Annotated in this window: 16 protein-coding genes; 9 read left to right on the top strand and 7 right to left on the bottom strand. The window is 41.7% G+C overall.

Features of this window, described 5'->3' with window-relative positions; translation table 11 throughout:
• Positions 1-170 precede the first annotated feature (170 nt).
• Positions 171-962, top strand: a complete 792-nt coding sequence (locus OCK74_RS08915; protein WP_279296676.1) for a hypothetical protein — start codon at positions 171-173, stop codon at positions 960-962.
• Positions 963-1,230: 268 nt separating this feature from the next.
• Here the strand turns inward: OCK74_RS08915 and OCK74_RS08910 are convergent, their stop codons facing one another.
• Positions 1,231-1,590, bottom strand: coding sequence for a BlaI/MecI/CopY family transcriptional regulator (locus OCK74_RS08910; RefSeq protein WP_279296675.1), 360 nt, complete (start codon positions 1,588-1,590; stop codon positions 1,231-1,233).
• Between the two features lie 119 nt (positions 1,591-1,709).
• On the opposite strand from OCK74_RS08910, the gene OCK74_RS08905 reads away from it, so the two are divergent.
• A complete protein-coding gene (locus OCK74_RS08905) occupies positions 1,710-2,036 on the top strand; it encodes a TlpA family protein disulfide reductase (RefSeq protein ID WP_279296674.1) in 327 nt (108 codons plus the stop codon).
• 173 nt (positions 2,037-2,209) lie between these two features.
• Positions 2,210-3,634 carry a TlpA family protein disulfide reductase gene (locus OCK74_RS08900; RefSeq protein WP_279296673.1) on the top strand — a complete coding sequence of 475 codons (1,425 nt, stop codon included), beginning with the start codon at positions 2,210-2,212 and terminating at the stop codon, positions 3,632-3,634.
• A 450-nt stretch (positions 3,635-4,084) separates the two neighbouring features.
• On the opposite strand, the gene OCK74_RS08895 is transcribed toward OCK74_RS08900, so the two are convergent.
• Together OCK74_RS08895 and OCK74_RS08890 are read right to left on the bottom strand one after the other, a co-directional pair.
• A complete protein-coding gene (locus OCK74_RS08895) occupies positions 4,085-4,243 on the bottom strand; it encodes a hypothetical protein (RefSeq protein ID WP_279296672.1) in 159 nt (52 codons plus the stop codon).
• A gap of 1,490 nt (positions 4,244-5,733) precedes the next feature.
• Positions 5,734-7,776 (bottom strand): ATP-binding protein, encoded by a 2,043-nt coding sequence (locus OCK74_RS08890; RefSeq protein ID WP_279296671.1) that lies wholly within the window; start codon positions 7,774-7,776, stop codon positions 5,734-5,736.
• A 471-nt stretch (positions 7,777-8,247) separates the two neighbouring features.
• Here OCK74_RS08890 and OCK74_RS08885 point away from each other — a divergent pair, with 471 nt between their 5' ends.
• Positions 8,248-8,598 carry a DUF6876 family protein gene (locus OCK74_RS08885; RefSeq protein WP_279296670.1) on the top strand — a complete coding sequence of 117 codons (351 nt, stop codon included), beginning with the start codon at positions 8,248-8,250 and terminating at the stop codon, positions 8,596-8,598.
• A 66-nt stretch (positions 8,599-8,664) separates the two neighbouring features.
• Here OCK74_RS08885 and OCK74_RS08880 read toward each other — a convergent pair whose 3' ends face one another.
• The 3 genes from OCK74_RS08880 to OCK74_RS08870 all read right to left on the bottom strand — a co-directional run bounded on the left by OCK74_RS08880 (position 8,665) and on the right by OCK74_RS08870 (position 9,923).
• Positions 8,665-8,847, bottom strand: a complete 183-nt coding sequence (locus OCK74_RS08880) for a hypothetical protein (RefSeq protein ID WP_279296669.1) — start codon at positions 8,845-8,847, stop codon at positions 8,665-8,667.
• Positions 8,848-8,851: 4 nt separating this feature from the next.
• Positions 8,852-9,061 carry a hypothetical protein gene (locus OCK74_RS08875; protein ID WP_279296668.1) on the bottom strand — a complete coding sequence of 70 codons (210 nt, stop codon included), beginning with the start codon at positions 9,059-9,061 and terminating at the stop codon, positions 8,852-8,854.
• Positions 9,062-9,167: 106 nt separating this feature from the next.
• The gene (locus OCK74_RS08870) at positions 9,168-9,923 is read right to left on the bottom strand and encodes a hypothetical protein (protein ID WP_279296667.1); all 756 of its coding nucleotides are present in this window, start codon (positions 9,921-9,923) and stop codon (positions 9,168-9,170) included.
• Positions 9,924-10,075: 152 nt separating this feature from the next.
• Between OCK74_RS08870 and OCK74_RS08865 the strand changes: the two genes are divergently transcribed.
• Positions 10,076-10,282, top strand: a complete 207-nt coding sequence (locus OCK74_RS08865; RefSeq protein ID WP_279296666.1) for a hypothetical protein — start codon at positions 10,076-10,078, stop codon at positions 10,280-10,282.
• A gap of 152 nt (positions 10,283-10,434) precedes the next feature.
• Here the strand turns inward: OCK74_RS08865 and OCK74_RS08860 are convergent, their stop codons facing one another.
• Positions 10,435-12,201, bottom strand: a complete 1,767-nt coding sequence (locus OCK74_RS08860; RefSeq protein WP_279296665.1) for a T9SS type B sorting domain-containing protein — start codon at positions 12,199-12,201, stop codon at positions 10,435-10,437.
• A 186-nt stretch (positions 12,202-12,387) separates the two neighbouring features.
• Between OCK74_RS08860 and OCK74_RS08855 the strand changes: the two genes are divergently transcribed.
• The 4 genes from OCK74_RS08855 (at position 12,388) to OCK74_RS08840 (ending at position 19,860) form a co-directional block, all read left to right on the top strand.
• Positions 12,388-12,963, top strand: coding sequence for a hypothetical protein (locus tag OCK74_RS08855; RefSeq protein ID WP_279296664.1), 576 nt, complete (start codon positions 12,388-12,390; stop codon positions 12,961-12,963).
• Between the two features lie 270 nt (positions 12,964-13,233).
• A complete protein-coding gene (locus tag OCK74_RS08850) occupies positions 13,234-14,499 on the top strand; it encodes a carbohydrate binding domain-containing protein (RefSeq protein WP_341483182.1) in 1,266 nt (421 codons plus the stop codon).
• 41 nt (positions 14,500-14,540) lie between these two features.
• Complete coding sequence (locus tag OCK74_RS08845) at positions 14,541-15,143, top strand: hypothetical protein (RefSeq protein WP_279296663.1); 603 nt, start codon at positions 14,541-14,543, stop codon at positions 15,141-15,143.
• 37 nt (positions 15,144-15,180) lie between these two features.
• Complete coding sequence (locus OCK74_RS08840) at positions 15,181-19,860, top strand: DUF6443 domain-containing protein (RefSeq protein WP_279296662.1); 4,680 nt, start codon at positions 15,181-15,183, stop codon at positions 19,858-19,860.
• Position 19,861: the final 1 nt, after the last annotated feature.

Genomic DNA, 19,861 nt, shown 5'->3' with positions numbered 1-19,861 from the left:
CTTCCACATAATTGGAAACCGCTGCAAGATTAATCATCTCACTGCAACCAACAATATGCAGTTGCTTGTAGGTTTACGCATGTTCTACAACCAAAACAGTAAAGCTTTCGCCTGCTAAAGGTATATCCAAAGAACTTGGACCTGCAGGTTATACTCCTTTTAAGACAGTTGTGATCCCTGCTGATAGTGCCCAGTTGGATTATGCAAAAAAGTTGAACCTGGATAGTTTTATAGTGGTCAAGTTTGACTATAATCTAAAGAAGTATTTGGATAACTGGTTAAAAGCTGGAAGAATGACTCCAACAAACTATGCAATTGATATAAAAGCATATAAAGGGGATACCTCTCTTATATCAGCAAGTGATACTTTTAACACAGAACTCTTATTTTTATTTGGCAAGAGAGCAGATGGTCGTTATGTTATTGTAGCGGACCAGAACAATAATAAATCTTTCACAGACGATTCGCTATTTGTTATGGCAGGCCTTATTCCAAACTACGTTTCCAGTCGCAGTATGCTTGATACACTACCTCATGTAAAAATAAACAACATAAAAGCACATTATAATGGTGCCATTCAAACCCTTTCTCTAAACTTAATACTGAAGCCAGGCATTATAAATCCGGATGAACCATCAATTGATGTATCAGAGGTTAATGGCATGAGACTCATCCTTTATTCTTTTGAACATGTCACAGGGCTATTCAAATACAAAGGCAAAAAATATAAAGTGAGCGTAGGAAATCAAATGCAGCCATATAGAGATTATAATCAAAGATATATCGTAGTAAAGTTTAACCCTATGAGAAAAGGTGCTGTTCTTAAGGATCAGAACCCTAGACTACTTTATGATAAGGGCGATACGCTGTTTAGTTTAGGTAAGCAACAGTTTATTATAAAAAATATTTCTCCCACTTTAGATGAAATCACTATTCAACAGTTGAAAAAGAAAAAATCATAAGTCGGAATAGAAAATATGTCCATAATCACTAGTGTTGCGTTTTTAATCAAACATTTTCAATTGGTTATGATTTTGTTCTTTGAATATTGTATTTACGTTTGCTGAAAGAGTTGAACCATGGGCATTCTTACAAAAATGCATATGCTTAAAAACTGTAGAATTTCGTATAGGGAGTGTTTAAGCATAAACTTCTTCTTTGCAATGGCCACTAAGATGTAAACAGATACGGCAATCCATACCTTGTAAATTTATTTTAGGACGAGACAATTCAGGGAAGCCCCCGGGCGGACAGCAAATGGGCTTCCAGTTCCTCCAGGCTCAGGTTCTTTTCCTTCACCATAAAGGATACCGCATCACTGAACGACCCGTCGAAATAGCCCTCCACCAGGCTTTTCATTGAAGCTTTGGAATAGGCGTCTTTACTGATCAGGGGGTAATACTGGTGTTGGCGGCCATAGGTTTTAAAGGCGGCAAATTCCTTTTCGACCAGTATTTTCAGCATAGTGGCTACGGTATTCTGGTGTGGCTTAGGCTTCGGCAGGACATCCATCACATCCCGTATAAAGCCTTCACCTATCTTCCAGAGCACTTGCATGATCTGCTCTTCTGCTTTGGTCAATGTTTTCATTTGTATTGATTTCAGAATAAAGCTAAAACTAAATCATTAGTCATGCAACTGAGTCATTAGTTTTATAAGAAGAAATTTTAAAAGGCTGTATATCATTTGACAATTGCATCCAGGATTTTATGTATAAAAACCAGACAAAAGAGTTCTTACAGAAAAAAGGAATCAAATCGCTTTATGTTTCTATCGATAATAAAGCAAATAAGGACAGGTGGAAGGGCTTTGTTACAAATAAACAGTTATATGGTAATCACTATTTAGCGTCAGAAAAACTTTTAGAGCAAATTCAAAAAGCTCTATATAAAAGTAAAGTTGTAACAATTCCTCGATATCTGCTTTTTGACAAAAATGGCAATATTCTTAGCGATAATCTACCTAGGCCAAGTGGCACTGAAGCTTTAAAGAAAGAAATTAGTAATCTACTCCTAAAAGGCAATATCGATATGTAAGGAGCTCTTGTGATTTACTTGTGAGTATATTATAAAATATTTAAAAGACGTTTAATTCATTTAAGTATTGATTTAATAATTTATGTATTTTAATTTCATTCACTATAATATGGCTGAAAGGGTTTGACACGACCACTTGCCGATCGTTAAATTTAAACAAGTTGATTAAATATATGTGTGCTAAAAGCAAGTGGATAATTCTTTTTATTGGTTTCATCTTTTATACAGTATCCACGTATGGTCAAGAAAATCTTGAAAAGAGCAAAATACGGCTGCATTTTACAATTGATAAGAAGGCAGAGAAATTTCTACTACTCAAATACTCTGTTTTAGAATTTGAAACAAGTGAAGACACTCTATGGGAGCACAGTGAGGGAAATTATAGTCTCCTAACGAGCAGAATTAAATCTCCTTGCATAGCTACAATTATCTCGCGCACTGTACATATAAATAATTTGTGTATTGCACCGGGATATGATTTGAATATTTCAGTAGAGTCTGCTACAGGTAAAGCTAGTGTGGATGGATATGGTAGTAAGGCCTCTAAGTATCAATTAGAAGTCGACTCGCTATATAGAGCGCATAGCTTACAGAATAAGATCTTATACAATCTTGAAGAGAATATCAGTTTCATAAATGAATATATTCATGCCAGAGAAGCATACTTAAAATCAATGAAAGAAAATTGTTCTCTTGAGCCTTTCTTAGAGTATTTTATAAATAGAAGTCATTTCGATAATGTTTTTTTAAAACTTAGAATGCTATTGGATCTTATACGTTTATGGAAAGTTGACAATAAAAATGCAGATGTATTGATGAAGAATTTTGATGAGTTGGTGCTAAATAATATTAGTAATGATAGCTTTTTGGTATCATCTCAATTTAGGGATTTATTAAATAGAGAACTGCTTAGCTATTTGGTTAAGAAAAATGGCGGCAATTTTAATGATGGAAGAGTTTCGCAGATTAATAATGTATATAAAGGTAAAGTGCGGGATTTTGCTTTGACTAAAGAAGCAAGTGACATCCTAAACTATAGAACCTACAGCTTAAAAGAACTAGATTCTAATTGGAATGCACTAATGCCTTGTATCGAAACTATAAAGGATGATCAATATAGGCAAGTGCTACAACTAAAATATGAAACAAGAGTAAAGCAACTGTTGAATGCAGAAAAGGGAAAAGTGGCTCCAGATTTTAATTTAGTTTCCAGTAACGGGATGCATTATAAATTATCGGATTTCTTAGGAAAAGTAGTGTACTTAGATCTCTGGGCAAGTTGGTGTACGCCTTGTAGGGTCGAGAATCGTATTTTAAATCAATTATACAAAAAATTTAAAGACGACTCTCGTTTAGTGTTTATTAGTATTGCATTAAGGGATAAAGCTCAAGAATGGAAGAATGTTATAGAAAAAGATAAACCTGAATGGCTTCAGCTCTTTGATGATGGAACTGTAAATGAAAAATATATAGCATTTAGTTTACCACGTTTTATTATTATTGATAAGGAAGGTAGAATAGTGGATTTTAATGCTCCAAGTCCAAGTGAAGAAAAGGAACTCTTTAGAATTATTTCTGAAGAAATGAATAAAAATTGAACTTATATTAACGGGCCTTACGAAGCAGAATAGCGTCAAAAGGATATGGAAAGAGTAGCAATTTGCAGTGTGTATGTGGGTTAAAGATGGAAAAGCCAATTTCAATATACTCGAAAACACATTTTTATTGTGCAGCTTTTGAACTTCTGTGCTGGAATAAACAAAGTCTAAGTAGGATAAAACTAATTAGCACTCAAGAAAGAATTGAACGTACTAATGTAAAGTTCCCGCCGACTGGTTCATATCACAATCCTATAATAAGGCAGGTGCTAATTTTATTAGCAAAGCTAAAGCATTCTTAGAAGACAAATATAGATGTGCAAATTATGTTACCAGCAATATTAACTCCGGTTAATCTCATATTGCGTCGCACTATTCAACATTCAGTAATCCTAATCAACATCCACCCAACGCACAAAAAACTTTATCGCTGCAGCTTCAACTCAAAACCTAATCGGTAGCCATAAAGTTTTTCGCCAACCCTTCCCTGAACCACAAAACCCAAGCTTCTTTCCCAATCCACTCGCAGCCTTGCTCATTCGCTCGCTTCACTGCGCTCCGCAAGGGCTCCAGGCGTCGCCGACCGCTCCGCTCCGTTTCCTCTCTCATTCACAAAGCTGCTCTTCGCCAACCCCAATTTACCCTCCACACAAAAAACTCTTTCCCTGCAAGCTTCCCTCAAGATCATTTCATGCAGCCAAAGAGTTTTCCCCATCACACCCATTCGCACAAATCATGGCTTCTTTCCCTATCACAGCAGCCTTGTTCATTCCCTCATTCGCTCCGCTCTTTCATTCATTCACAAAGCTGCTTTCTGCCAACCCTTCTTTCCTTTACAAATTCCAACAAACTTTCCATGCAATCAATCGTACCCCCGCACAGCCCCGCCAAGCCAGGCAGCAGGTGCAGCAACGCTCAACAACCACAATGCGCAGCACCACTAGCCCGGCTGGCGGGGCTAGCCTACACACAATCTTGAACTTGCTTGAATCATACATTAAATTAGATCTGCGTGCCCTCAGCCTCCTGACGTCGGCTGTTCCAGGTAATAAGGTCTCTCTCAGGCAGGGTCGGCAAGCAGTCGTGCCAAACCCTTGCAGCAGCGCCAATAAAGTCTATATGTCTCTTGTATGGTATTGGCGCAGCTGCAAGGCCCTTCGGGTGCTCCGCTATCGCTACGCAGTTTGTCACGCTGCTTGCAGCTCCCCAGCCTTCGTTCGGGCAGCTCCTGTGTCCTTCACCCATCTTCGTTCATTCCCTCCTGCGTTCCGCTCCATTCCACCCGTTCGCCCCAAAACATTTGCTCCAAGGCATGGCAGGCCTTTCCCAACTCAATACCAATGCTCCAAACCTTAACGCACTAGCAATACCCAAGGCCTGCACATACCATTCCGCAAGCATGCCCCACAAAGGCTCACTGGGTTCCATTCCGCTCCACTCCGTCGGTCCTTCACTCAGTAGGGTTCAGTCCACCCGCTGCCCATATTTGTGCTCGCCTGCGCTGCTGCCGGCTGCGTTCCGGGGCTCCACTGGCACAATACCCTCGCATATGCACTTCACCCACGCTCACCCAACATCTTCCATACCTCTTGCTCAAACCCACCCCAATTTAAACCCATCCCATCCGCACACTGCAAGGCTCATGTGCATAGTCTTACGCACACCTCCTTGACGCAGTGCATGCCACGTTCCGCCCCGTTCACTGTGCGCCCATCGTTCCCTTACGGTCACTTTCCTGTGCGCCCCAGCCGGCAGCGCTCGCAGCCGCTTCCGTTCAGCCCTGCCATGCTACAAAACCCACCGCTCAACGGGCTTCACTCCAGCGGCTTTGACGGCTCGCCCCCTCAGTGCCGCAAGTATGCGGCACGCCCTACGCTACCCTGAAAAACAAAAGCACCACCTTCAAGTGATGCTTAAGAAAAGTATTTCGAATGTCTTATTGTAATAATCCTTATTGGGTAGATAACGATTGGGTATCGCCGTCAGGCAGGGGAATGGCATTCCCGAAGTTGAATAAAGATAATCAGTTTACAACCTATTCATTAGCCCAATAGCGTTCCGTCAATCCTGCTTGTTGCAATACCATGCTAGCCATCGCCCTACTTAACAAGTCTAAGCTGTGCTGATATCTTTTCAGTTATCAATTCTGAATATTCTGTTTCAAACTTTTCGTTTACAGACTTGTCCTTTATTGCAAGCTGGTTTGATAGATATCCAAGTTTTCTTTTGTTTTGTTCAATCAGCTCAGACCATTCCATCACATAAACTTCTATATTCTTTTCAGCTTTTTTGTCGTAAAGAAAAGGGTGGTCTGGGAAACTAGCCCTTCTAGATTTCACTTTTGATTTTGCAAACTTTGTTAGTTTGGAGGAAATAAGCAAAAGCTTGTATTTTACCTTAATACTTGGTAAGCCTGAATGCTCTTCTATGGTAAAAGCATATCTATCAATTTGATTTAATTCCTTTTCACTAATTGCACACTTAGGAGCTTTTAGTTCAACTACCATTATCTCACGTTCATCCGAGTCATTTACTTTTTCATTCATAAAAAATAAGTCAGTGATATCATCAGGAGTGCCTTCTATCTCAATTAGGTTCCCATCTTCTTCGGTCGGTGCGTAGTTGAAATGCTTATCCCTTAATTCCTTTAAAATATTTCCAATCTTCTTATCAGACCAAAGATGTGGCGTGCTGTTGTATTGTTCTCCAAATAGCCACAGTTCATTTTCAACAATCTTGTGTAGTTGGCTTCGCTCTTTTAAACAGTTTGATATTTCTCCATAGGTAAGCTCATGCAAGAATTGCAAGAACTCCAATTTATCGGCAACTAAATTAGCAAAGTGAACAACGTCCTCTATATCAGTTTTATCAAGTAGGTTCCTGAATTGCTGCACCCCGTCGTCCGACATCTTAATAATTTGACGAAAAATATATTCAATATCACCATTGGATATTGATCTATCCAAAAGAGAGTACAAGAAGTTCCTAATTTTTTCGTTTTTCTTAATCAACCCATGTTCCTCTTCAATCAGATAAGCGACTTTCTTAAATACTACTTCTTGAGCTTTAGAAGGCGGGAGATCATCCCTGTACGGATAATATTTATCGCTTTCTAATTCTTGTAAGAACTTTTCAAATTTCTGATTGCGCGATTTGAAAAAATCATTGATAGCAGCTTTAATGGTTTCTCGAAATCCCTTAACATCTTCCTCCCCAAGTGATTCTATGTCAAGGTTTCTAAATAAATCACTGTTAAAAGAATCAGATTCAAGATAGATAAACCAAGTGCCTAGGTCTGGAGTATACCAATCAGATGAATATGTGTACTCGTGAGCTACACTTTTTATCCCTGCATTTTCTATCTGAAAAAATACTTTTACCTTATTGATCTTTGATCTTATATTGTAGAAGAAAAGTTTAATCTCATGGCTAATACCCTTTTTGTCAATGTGAACTATTGTTTGTTTGATTGGTAAATCGATCAAAAAGTCATCCTTTTTTATCTCATCTCCATTAATAGAGAATTTAACTTTCTCGTGGAAAACTTCGTACGGGTAGTTTTCGAAAATGGATTGTTTAATATTATGTGGCAGGAAATTCTGAGTAATAAGATTTCTTCGAGCTGGCTTTGGATTGACGTTGTGATGTAGATTTTGAATTGTGACTTTATAATATGGTTGCGCTGGTTCATCCAAATACTCATAATCAACCTTAAATTCAGTCTGTTCTAATTGAGCATCTCTAAAATCGGTAGTATCTATACTGAATGTGGTTTTTGAAAAGGCCTTTTCTGTTTTTTCATATGCTACGGTTTCTATGTGCATCAATTCTCCCAACTGAAACGTGCTAAATCTCCCAATTCCCTGTCCGCTTTTTTTAGCAGTCGTTCCAATTTCTAAAATCTTTTTATCAAATTCCTTATAAGGAACACCGTGGCCATTATCAGTTACAGAAATTTCTTTAATTCCTGCTTTGTATAGCATATCATCTGTATACTCAATATTGATGTCAACTTTTTTGGCATCTGCTTGCAACGAATTATTGATTAGTTCTTTAAGTGCTACAAATGTGTCGGTATATTGTGTCAGCAGCTCTTTAATGACTCTTGAGTTTGTTGTAATTTTCTTTGTTACAGTGATCATTGTAAGTTAGTTTTAGATATGTCGCCTAACAGTAGATAAATATACGAACCAAGCTGATTCAGACAAATGATTTATGAAAAACTCTATATGCTATTATCTTTCATAGTTTCTAAAATTTTTCTGGTTCGCAATCTTTGCTGCTCCACGTGCATGAGCTCATCCAATGTGCACATCTGAAAACACAGAAAACGAACTGAAATTTTTACATTCTTCCCAAAAGCAAGGAAAAAAAGCAAAACAAGGTTGCAAGGGCAAGCCTTGCTACATCCGGCCTTCAGCTGCTACCAAATTTTTTAAGGCCATAAACACAGCCTCCCTCATTAAGCCTTCCCTGCATCCACGCTACGGTTGCCCCATTTATAGCCAAAAAATTTGGTCTGCAGCATTGCCCTTGCTCACTCAAAGGCTTTCTTTTTTTCCCTTTTTTCTTTTGGGAAAATGACTTTTTAATCACTTAAAAGCACAATCATCATGACGAATGCAAATCACTTCTTCGGCTCCAGCAATGGCTCAGAACGCTTCTTCTATCACAAACCTTCCAGGATCCTCATCACAAGCGGAGTAAAACAACTGGCAGATACCTGCTCTGCCTACTGGTTTATTGACATTATCACAAGTCACCAATGTAAAAGACAGTTACAAAAAGAACGCTTTCAGGTATGGGATCTCAAACGAATCAATGAAAACAGGTTTACGGTCGTTGCCACAGATGGTAATCACAAGCGCATTGCCTATCAGTACATTCTCTACAGCGATTTTATTTATGATCAAGCTACCCTCTGGCTGGTAGATGGCACCCTCATGCTCCCCAAAGAGTACTGAAATGAAGAAAGGGCCAAACGGCCCTTCTTCTTTTCTCTAATGCTCACCACAACATCTAGAGAACATTCATTTATGGAAATATCGCACCAGCGCTTTCAGTAATAAAGTTACCACGAAACTCACCGCAGCACCCACAGCCGCCAGGACTGCAGTTTTGAGCAGATCCTCGCTACTTATATTTACCAGGATGGTAAGCATTGTACCAGCCGCTGTGCCAGCCTTGGTGGTATTGTCAAATATATGCTCCATGACTTTATTCTCCTTCAACTGCAGCCTGGCTCACTGCCGAAGCCACGGATCCGGCAATGGCCAGGTAACCGGCTATTTTCACCACCACTAACGGAAGGGCCAATGGTGAAGTGGTAAGGGCAATACTTACTGCTGTAAGTGCCAGGCCAATGTTTCGAAGCTTTACAAAGAAGGGTGGAGTAGGAGCCTGGATCCTGCTCATGATTTGTTTCATAACTCTGAATTAAGAAGTAAGGAAAACGGATTTAGAAAAAGGAAACCAGAGCGCTTGCCATGCCATGCTTCTCTCCGGTTTCCATGGTGTTTCACAGGATAAAAGCTTATACACCCTCAACCTTGATCAATGCCAGGGCATTGAAGGCGCCATTCTTCAGTGGATAAAACTCTCCATTCACCGATTGCAGGAATTCAATACCCAGCACCTGGAACAGTGGGTGCGTACTTGCCGGAGTAAGCGTAGACTCCAGGCTAATTGCCGCTGTTGGCATGTTGTCCAATGGCAACATCGCTGTTTGTTGGGTTTGTACAACATACTTGCCTGCTTCAAAATCTACTTCAGCTGCTCCGGATGTAATCTTGAAGTGGGTGGCACCTACAGGCGCTGCAATCATATTAGCAGGTATGAAAGGTGGCACCGCTACGGTACACTGGCCTGTAGCCCTGGTGATGGTGGCATCATAAGGAGCATACAAGGCGGTGGTCAACTTCCCATTGATGTTGAATTCAAAGCCTTGCAACAGCTCCAGTTCACCATCCAACACGTTTCTCTGGCCACGATCACTGGTGGCATCAGCCTTCACCACTTTTACCATTTCAGTGGTTAAGCGACTGGCCAGCCTGCTGTCAGATACGTTTTGCAATAAGCCCTGGATAGCAACTCTCAGCAGCTTGGCTGCCTTACCGGCCCTGCCGAATTCCGCACCATTTTCCCGGGTTCTTTCAAAGGCAGCATCAGTTGCAATGCGGTCCCCATCCACGCCGCCTTTTTCGCGTGCCAGGTAACCATCCTGGGATTTGTAAAAGGTTATATCACCAATCGTCCCTTTGAGTTTGATGATACCCATTTGTTTAGCCATAGGATAAAGTTTTTAAAATTCTTGTGGGGCAGGGAGGAAGCAATTGCGAGCCCAACAAGAAATATTAAATAATGATTAATTTTAAGTTCCTCACCACAAGATTATTACACCATACCCAAAACCTAAAGTAGCGGTACCGCTATTGCAGCATTATGCAGGAAATTGTACCAACGCGCATAGTCATCTATGCCAAAGACATCAGCAATATAACAGGCAAGAAAGAGCGCACTGCTCGCAAGATCATCGCCCAGATCCGCCGCCGTTACAACAAAAAGCCCGGCGACCTTATCACCATCTACGAATTCTGCGAGCACACCGGCATCAGCGAAGAAAGAGTTCGTCAATTCCTAACCAGGTGAAAGCCTGTATCGAGTAGGGAAGAAGCATAGATGCAGTCAAGATAAAGTATAGATAAAGTATTTGATACTTCAAATCAATTCAAAACAAGTCAAAATATACGTGATATCCAAGGGCTGATAATTTGAGCCGTATTCAGACTTGCACCTACTGACTATCTGATCAACACTGTATTTCCCTTTAACACCTGTTCCGTTAGACTTCCGGATGAACGATATCGGATCACCCAGATATAAACTCCGGCAGGCTGCAGCTTACCGGAAATTGTGCCATCCCATCCTCTGCGAATTTCATTAGACTCAAATACTTTTGTACCCCACCTGTTGTAAACCTGGATGTTATAACTGGTAATATCTTCACCAAAGCCTGCTCGGAAAACGTCATTGTGGCCATCACCATTAGGGGTAAATGCATTGGGAATATAAAGCTGGCAAACGCCCTTGGAAATGATAACAGAATCTTTCTGACTGCCGCAATAGTTACTTACTTCAAGGTTATAGATGCCTGGCCCCGCAGCCTTAAACTCTTTACCTTCTGAACCATCCTGCCACCTGTATTGCATACCTATACTATCCTGTATTATAGCCCTAAGTAAGGCTGTCTGTCCGCTACAAAGCATAAGGTCAGAACCCAGGGTGAAAGTTGGCTTATGATCATAACTTACAAGGATTGTATCTGAGCTGGAACAACCATCCTTTGTAATCGTTACATTGTAGGCTCCTTTAGCTTTCACCAGGAAGGTTTGACCACTAGAACCATCCTGCCATTGGTAATTAGCTCCGGTATTTCCGCCATCCAGCAACAACGTTTTCTCGTCACACAAGATGGTATCTTTTCCTAAGCTAATTTGTGGATATGGTGCATACACTGCTTTTATACTATCTCTTTGGGTGCAGCCATTCACTGTTACACCCAGCCAATAATCACCGCCACTGGAGATGGTTTGTGATTGTGCAGTTGTTCCTGTGTTCCATAAATAGGTGGCTGCAGGCACATTCACAGTTAAGGTTTTAGTTTGCCCCTCACACAGGTGAAGATCACTGCCCAGCTCAAATTTTGGATAGGCGTTCATGACCAGGCGGATACTGTCTCTTTTTACACAACCATTGTCCTTGTTTTTTACTTCCACCCAATAAAGACCAGATTTTTTAGCCAGGAAAGTAGTACCGGTGGAACTATTCTGCCATAAATAAGTATTATCTCCTGATGTTTGAGGTGTCAGCAGGTAACCATCAGTACCGCAAAGTGTCGTGTCCTTTCCCAGTTGAACAGAAATGGTCCCTGCCTGGATCTGCTTGGTGATAGTATCACTGCCACAGGCATGAAAAAGGATGAGTCGGACATCATAGACCCCCTGTTTTGTAAAAAGGTGGCTTGTCCTGAATTGCGTTGATGTATTATTCCCTCCGGAAAGAGGATCACCAAAATCCCACTTTACAGAATTGATCTGAGTAGATGCCTTGTACTCAAACTGCAACTGTTGACCTGTACAGGTGCCTGTAAAATCAAAACTGTTTACGTTTAAGGAAATATCCGGGGTGATAGGAGGAAGTCCAAACCTGCACTGGCCGTAGCCAAGCGCCACAGCATCATATACAAAGCCACAGGCAGCACCAATGCGATTGGGATAGTTGATGGCTGCCAGTTGGTTCTGGGTTCTTTTAGCCATATAAATTTTTCCATCCGGAGCTAATTGCAATGCGCCATTAGAGAAATGATCCAGGTAATTGATACTAGAAATGATTTGTTTGGACTGGATGATTTGATCTGCTGTAGCCAGGCTCACATTGTATTGCAGTAGGTTATTGATATATCTACTATAATTCAAAGCTTGTGCGTCTGTGACATATAAAAGAGCAGAATTGGGTGAAAATTCAACTCCATAAGGTTCCAGGGAACTACATTTACAAATGCGACTCATAATATTTGGAATTTAAAAGCTAATGCAGAAGCAGATAAAAATATTTATGGTTCTTGGCAATCAAAATATCAAACAACCAATGCAATTGGAAATACAACTTTTAGTAGGTTAACTGACCAATACCGAAATACACGTTATCGCCCAGGAATCAAAGTCAAATGGAACGGAGAAAGAAAATAATACAATATGATTAAAATATGGATTTTATTATTGAGCATGTTAGGGATTTCAGGTTGCAAACAAGGAACAATACTAACAGTTCCTGCACAAGTAGACTCTTTAAGCTCAATGCAATTTCTTAGTGATAAAAATATATGTAGTCTCGCTTTAGCTAGGGATTTTAGAGAAATTAGCCCACCAATGGTTCCATGGGCAACAGATCCAAATGATCCGTACTCAGAGTCATACATGATTGATGGAAAAAAGTTAACAATTATTCAGCCCCTAAAGCGATTCGATTTGCCGGATTCAAACAGAAGATACTTTTATGAAGGAAAGGCCATCAAAATAACTAGGGTACTCTTTGATAGCTTGAAGTTTAATTTTAACGATATATCTTTTGATTATGGCTATTCGCCTCAAAATATTTTTCAGAAAGATAACTATATTCTTCTAAGAAACGAGCCTGTTAATTGGACCGGCTCTGCCAATACGTATCGTTTTATTCAATTGTTTGATTTAAAAAAATTTGTCTGCAATGAATTTTTTGTAAATTATTATGCCTGCTTAAATGAAAATCCTTCTCTTGAAAGGCTAAAATAATAAGATAATATTAAGAAAGAAGTCTTTTTTTTGTAAAAATAGCAGATAGCTGTCCAGCTGTGGTAGTTTTTTCCGAAAAGCACGGAGTTGTTGATATGCGGCCGGAAAGAGTATGGATAGAGTATTAATAATTATAAATCAGGTCAAAATAAACTAAATCTTAAGGTGCCCTATTCGGTGCCCTCTAATTCTCAGTTTTCTACAAGGCTTTACTAGTCTACATTCTGGAAAAAGGTTGCGGTCCCGTCCGGTCCGCAACTCAGATAGCAAATTTTACTAAAACCCTGCAAATCAAACGTTTGCAGGGTTTTTAATTTTCATCCCATCCTCAAAATATTCAAAAAATCGCATTCCACAGGTGCCGAGCAGCAAAAAGCAGGTGATGTCAAACAAGCCTACTTATGGGGCTACAACAAGAGCTATCCTATTGCCCAGGCGGTAAATGCGAAAGCCAACGATCTTTTCTTTGACTCCTATGAAGAAAGTGATACTTGGAATGGTGTAGTACTTGATAATACCAAGGCCCACGCAGGAAGATACTCAGCCAGGCTTGATAATAGTAGTGGCGGGGAAATCGTTCGCCATAGTACACAATGGCTGAACGTCACTCTATCAGCTCCCACCAAGTTCAAATATTCCGGCTGGGTGTACAGTAATGGACCCAGTGCAGATATTTACTTTTTCATGAAAAGAGCAAATGAAACGGGCTACTACAGCTATGTGGATGGGGTGCGCACTACTACCACCGGCAAGTGGGTGTTGGTAGAGGGGGAGTTTACTGTACCTGCAGATGTTACGCAGCTCAATATAAGAATCGACAATAATGAATATGGTACAGTATGGTTTGATGACATCCGTCTGCATCCATCCGCCTCCCAGATGACCACCTTTACTTATGATCCTTTGGTGGGCATGACCTCGCAAAGTGACATCAACAACCGCATTACCTACTTTGAGTATGATGGCTTTGGCAGACTTTCACTGGTCCGTGATGATAATAAGAACATACTTAAAAGATACTGCTATAACTATCTGGGACAACCTGGGGATTGCGGTGAGCAGCCAACCCAGTGGGGCAATGAACCAATAAACGATTACTATTATTCAAATTACTGTGGCAGTCAAACGCCTGAGCCTTACATGGTGAGTGTATCGTCAGGTATGTTTACCTCACTTATTTCACAGCAAGATGCCAATAACCAGGCGGTACAATACGCCCAGCAACAGGCCGATCTATTGGGCGGCTGCCAGTCTCTCCTTACCCTGACCTATTCTAATTATTATAATGCCTATGGTTATACCGTTGAACTCTATAATAACAGCACCGGAAACAGTTACTTCTTTGAAGTGGGTTATGGCAGTGGCACACTTGGTGATATCCCAGCCGGTAATTATAACATCTATTTCAATAGTCCTTATGATAGTAACTACCGTACTTTTTCTGCAGGCTGCTATTATTCAACTTCAGGCTACGGAGGTGCTAACCTCTATAGCGTTGATTTAAATGCCTCCTGCAACAATTTGGAAATTTATTAAATAAACTACTCTTTAACACTGTTAAATACTAATAACTGATTATGAAATACATACTTTCCCTACTGCTGCTTGCTTCCCTGTGTTCCTTTTCTTTCCTTGACGACCTTTACAGCCTATCTCTGAATACACTGGAAGGGAAGAAAGTAGAACTAGGTTCTTTCAGGGGTAAAAAGCTGCTCTTTGTTGTGTTGCCACTCTCTGCACAGGATACTTCCTTCAGGATGGGTGAATTGGAGGCCCTGCAACACAAATACGATACTTCGCTGATTGTGATTGGTGTACCAGCTGAAGAAACAGGCTTTGAAAAAACGAAGGAAACAGAGCTCAAGGCTCTCTATAAAAACATGCCTGCTACTTTTATTTTGGCTGAAGGTATGAAGGTGAAAAAAAGTGCAGGTGCAGAACAGTCTCCATTGTTCCAGTGGCTCACCAATAAGAGCAAGAACCACCATTTTGACCAGGACGTACTGGGGACCGGCCATAAGTTTTTTGTAGATGAGAGGGGAGAGCTTTATGCTGTGATGGGGCCTAAGATTGCCCTTGCCCATCCGGTGATGGAAAGGATACTCTCCAAGCCTTTGGGAAACGTGTATCCTGTAAAGCCTTATAGCAAGAAAACTGAAGAGAAAGCTTCAGCAAATTAATCCAATAGCACTTTACCCACCATCCAACTCTAAAGGAATGAAACGTATATGTTTCGCAGGCACAGTCGTCCTGCTTTTGGCTATGCTTTGTCCATTGCTGAGCCCTGCACAGGGTGCCAACATGAGTAATCCCATTGTGATGGGTAATTATTCTGGCGGCAGTCATCCTTACACAGATAACAGAAACAACAGCGGCTATGGCAATGATTATGGACAGGCCAGTGAAGATATTTTTTATCAGTTTACTGTTCAAAGGGCCACCCAAATTGACATTTCCACTTGCTCTTCGGGTTTTGACACCTATTTACACCTGTTAAACAGTACAGGGGGCTCTATTGCTACCAATGATGATAATGGGCCATTGTGTACAGGTTCAAGGGCCTCTATCAGAACTACGCTGGCTGCAGGTACCTACTATATAGTTACAGAGGGCTATGGTACAGGCAGTGGCACTATCAGCCTTTCTGTCAACCTAGTGGTACAGGCAACTGTAATGATAGATCCCCGCAATTTTGTAAAGACCTGGGAGGCCACCGCCCCAGTAACGGACGCCAGTGCATTAGTGGGTAAGGGACTTAGGGAAGTAAAGCATAGCGTTACTTACTTTGATGGACTGGGCAGGCCGGAGCAAACGGTGATCAAAAAAGGTTCCCTTTCCGATTCAGGCAATACGGATATCGTAACCCCTTTTGAGTATGATAACTTTGGAAGAGAAGTTAAAAAATATATGCCTTATGTGGCCAGTTCTTCAGATGGATTGTATAAGGCAACAGCATTAGCAGACCAGTTATCCTTTAATCAGGGCTGGTACAGCAGCCAAAATGAAACTAGTTTTTTTGGTCAGACAGTTTATGAATCCTCCCCGCTCAACCGGGTAGACAAGCAAATGGCGCCAGGCATTAACTGGGTTGGTAATAATAAGGGGATAGAAACGAAGTACTGGCTCAATACCTCTGCGGATGCCGTACGGGTGTGGAGCGTCTCTGATGTGTCCAATGATTTTGGCACCTACAGTACCACCGCTATTTATGGAGAGGGACAGCTGTATAAAAATGTCACCGTGGATGAAAAAGGTAGCCAGGTGGAAGAGTTCAAGGACAAGGAAGGACGGGTGATTCTAAAGAAAGTGCAGCTCACGGCTGCAGCTGATGGGAGCGGAGGCAGTGGACACGGGGGCTGGCTGTGTACTTACTATATCTATGATGATCTGGGGCTGCTCAGGGCCGTGTTGCAGCCCCGGGCGGTGGAGCTGCTGGAAGGCAATGGCTGGGGGCTGACCACCGACATGTTAAATGAGCTGTGTTTCCGTTATGAATACGACACCAGGGGGCGGATGATCCAAAAGAAGGTGCCCGGGGCAGGAGCGGTGCAGCTGGTCTATGACACCCGGGACCGGCTGGTGATGAGCCAGGATGCCAATATGAGGAGCAAACAACAGTGGCTGGTAACCGTGTATGACAATAACTTCAACCGGCCTGTAGCCACCTACCTGATTACGGATCCTACTTACTACAGCGATGCGGCATACCACAGGGGACAGGCATTGAGCAGCACGGCTTATCCTACGGTGAGTAATTACAGCAATGAACTGCTTACTGAAACCCACTATGATGGTGATTATTCGGGACTGCCTGCAGGCCTCAGTGGCTCTTTGCAAAACGTCTATGGCAGTTACCTGGATTACAACCTCACCGCCACAGACTATGCCGAGCCCCTGATGCAGGCCTCCAGGAGTGTGGGCCTGGTGAGCTGGACGAAAGTCAAAGTGCTGGGCGACACCAAATACCTTTACTCGGTCAACATCTATGATGAGAAGGGGCGTGTCATCCAGGTGCAGTCCACCAATGTCTCCGATGGTATAGACATTGTGACCACGCGCTATGACTTTGCCGGCAAGGTGCTCCGCAACCATGTGCGGCACCAAAAAGGAGGCACTACTTCTCAAAGCTATGAGGTGGCCACCCTGAACATTTATGATGATCTGGGAAGAGTGACCAGGATTGAAAAGAATGTGGGGGGTAGTGGCTGGAAAAAGATCTCCTCCATGGAGTATGATGCCCTGGGGCAGCTCAAAAGCAAAAAGCTGGCACCGGATTACAATGGAACAGGACTGGAGAGCTTGACTTATGAATACAACATCCGGGGCTGGCTGCTGGGTACCAATAGAGACTATGCAAAAAGTACTTCCAGCACGGCTAATTACTTTGGCTTTGACCTGGGCTATGACAAACAAAGCATTGCCTCTTTGGGTTCTTATTCAGCACCTCAATACAACGGCAACATCACCGGCACGGTATGGAAGAGCACCGGGGATGATGAGGTGCGCAAGTATGACTTTAGTTATGATGCAGCTAACAGGCTAACGGATGCAGACTTTAACCAGTACACCGGAGGTTTTAACCGCAGTGCGGGCCTGGATTTTTCTGTCTCCAACCTTAGCTATGATGCCAATGGCAATATCAAGACCATGAACCAGAAAGGCTGGAAGGTGACCGGCAGTACGGATATTGACATTCTGAGTTACTCTTATTTTAAAAATGGAGCAAGTAATAAACTTCAGGCCGTATCGGATGGCGTTACTACTGACAACAAAATGGGTGACTTTACCAATAAAAACACTTCAGATGATTACGGATATGACCCCAATGGGAATTTAATCACAGATCTGAACAAAAGGATCGGCACGACTACTGGGGTTGATCTGAGCAGTGGGGGCGCCATCAGTTACAACCACCTGAACCTGCCTACCCAGATCATTGTAAAGGATGATAATGGCAATCAAAAAGGCACCATTACTTATGTGTATGATGCTGCGGGCAACAAGCTCAAAAAAGTAGTGGCAGAAACAGGACAGCCTACCAAGACAACCCTGTACCTTTTTGGCACCTATGAAGATGACGTGCTGCAGTTTCTGCCCCAGGAGGAAGGAAGAATCCGCTATAAGGCAGCCGATGGTTCTTTTGTCTATGATTATTTCCTCAAAGATCATTTGGGCAATGTACGCATGGTGCTCACAGAAGAAGTAAAGACAGACCCTTATGAGACTCTTACTTTTGAAGACGCCAACAAGAGCCAACAAAACGCTCAGTGGGAGAATAGTAATGGGCAGTCCATCAATGTAGATGGGGCCAGGGGGGGCAGCCAGGTGAATTTTGGTGGTACCATGACCTATGCCATGCTGGTGCGCAAAAGTTCAGCCAATGGCTCCATAGGAGCGACCAAGTTCTTAAAGGTGATGGCTGGTGACCGTATCCACACCAAAGTGGATTATTTCTTTAATGGGCCCAGCAGTACCAATGGAGTGGCCAATCCAGTGGGTAGTTTTGTAAATAGTTTGATCAGTAGTTTTACCAATACAGCTACACCGGTTGGCTTGCTGAAGGGTGAGGCCACCACCATTACCAACCAATTGCAAAGCAATACGGCCTTTACTTCCTTTATCAACCCTACTCCAAGTAGTAGTGGGGGCGACGAAGCGCCCAAGGCTTATCTTTGTGTTTTGTTCTTTGATGAGCAATTCCATTTTGATCAGACAAGCAGTAGGGTGTATCCGGTGGACTATACACCAGGGGTAAGGAATACGATCGACAGGACCTTCTCCAATGCCATAACAGTAGGCAAGAACGGCTATGCGTATGTGTACTTTACCAATGAGAGCGATGAGCTGGTGTATTTTGATAACTTTAACCTGAGCCATGAAAGAGGCCCTATCCTGGAAGAAACTCACTACTATCCCTTCGGACTCACCATGCAGGGGATCAGTAGTAAGGCAATGGGGGGAATAGATAATAAGTTTGAGTACAATGGTATAGAGCATAATGAAAGTTTTGATTTAAACACCTATGACGCTTTTTATAGAACTTATGATCCGCAAATAGGTAGGTGGTGGCAAATTGATCCATTAGCAGAAAGATCTGAAAGCTGGAGTCCTTACGCGGCTAACTTCGACAATCCAATAAGTTTTAGTGATCCTTTAGGAGATTATCCTCCACAAGATGGAAATTCTAATGAGGTAAACAGAATAAAGAAAAATAAGGATGGCAGTTATACAATTACAGAAACTACAACAAGTAGAAAAACAACAGGTAATTCAAAAACACTTTTAAAGTCTGGAAGCTATCAACATCCTGGAGGAATAAAGGTAAATCAATATTCTAATTCGGTTACACAACAAGTTTCTGAAACTGTTTCTACTACAACAATTGACGCAAAAGGGAATGTTGTAAATAGTAGTTCTGCAACCACCTCGCATAATGAGTCCTATAATTATGAAACTATAGAAACTCAAGGAGGTGGACGAATTCTTGAGACGAGAGATTTGGGAGGTGTTTTACATGATGGTAAAGAAACTGTGACCAATGGATCAATCGTAGGGCCATTTGCAAACACCGCGAAGGTAGCCTTATCGGGTCCGCATAATGTCTTTCCTGTTTATGATGATGCTCAGGTTTATCTCAATATGGAATTTGGTGATAATGCTATATCGCCGCTTGTGAAAGCTGTCGAAGGTTTTAGGAAAGGTTCAGAACAGGAAGAACGAGTATATAAAGCTGGACGAGTGATTTATAATACAGCAAGGTATACCGGAAAGTATAATGAATCTTCGGGAAGTCACTTACAAGAGAATAGATTTAAATCAAACTACTATTCTACTTATCAGAGCTACATAGAAAAAGCTTCAGCCGAAAATAAGGGAGGTAAACCTAAAGTAAAATAGT

The sequence above is a fragment of the Paraflavisolibacter caeni genome (genome assembly GCF_025628885.1).
GTDB lineage: Bacteria > Bacteroidota > Bacteroidia > Chitinophagales > Chitinophagaceae > Flavisolibacter > Flavisolibacter caeni.
Note: the sequence above shows the minus strand (reverse complement) of the source record. Positions and strands in the feature narration are given on the sequence as shown.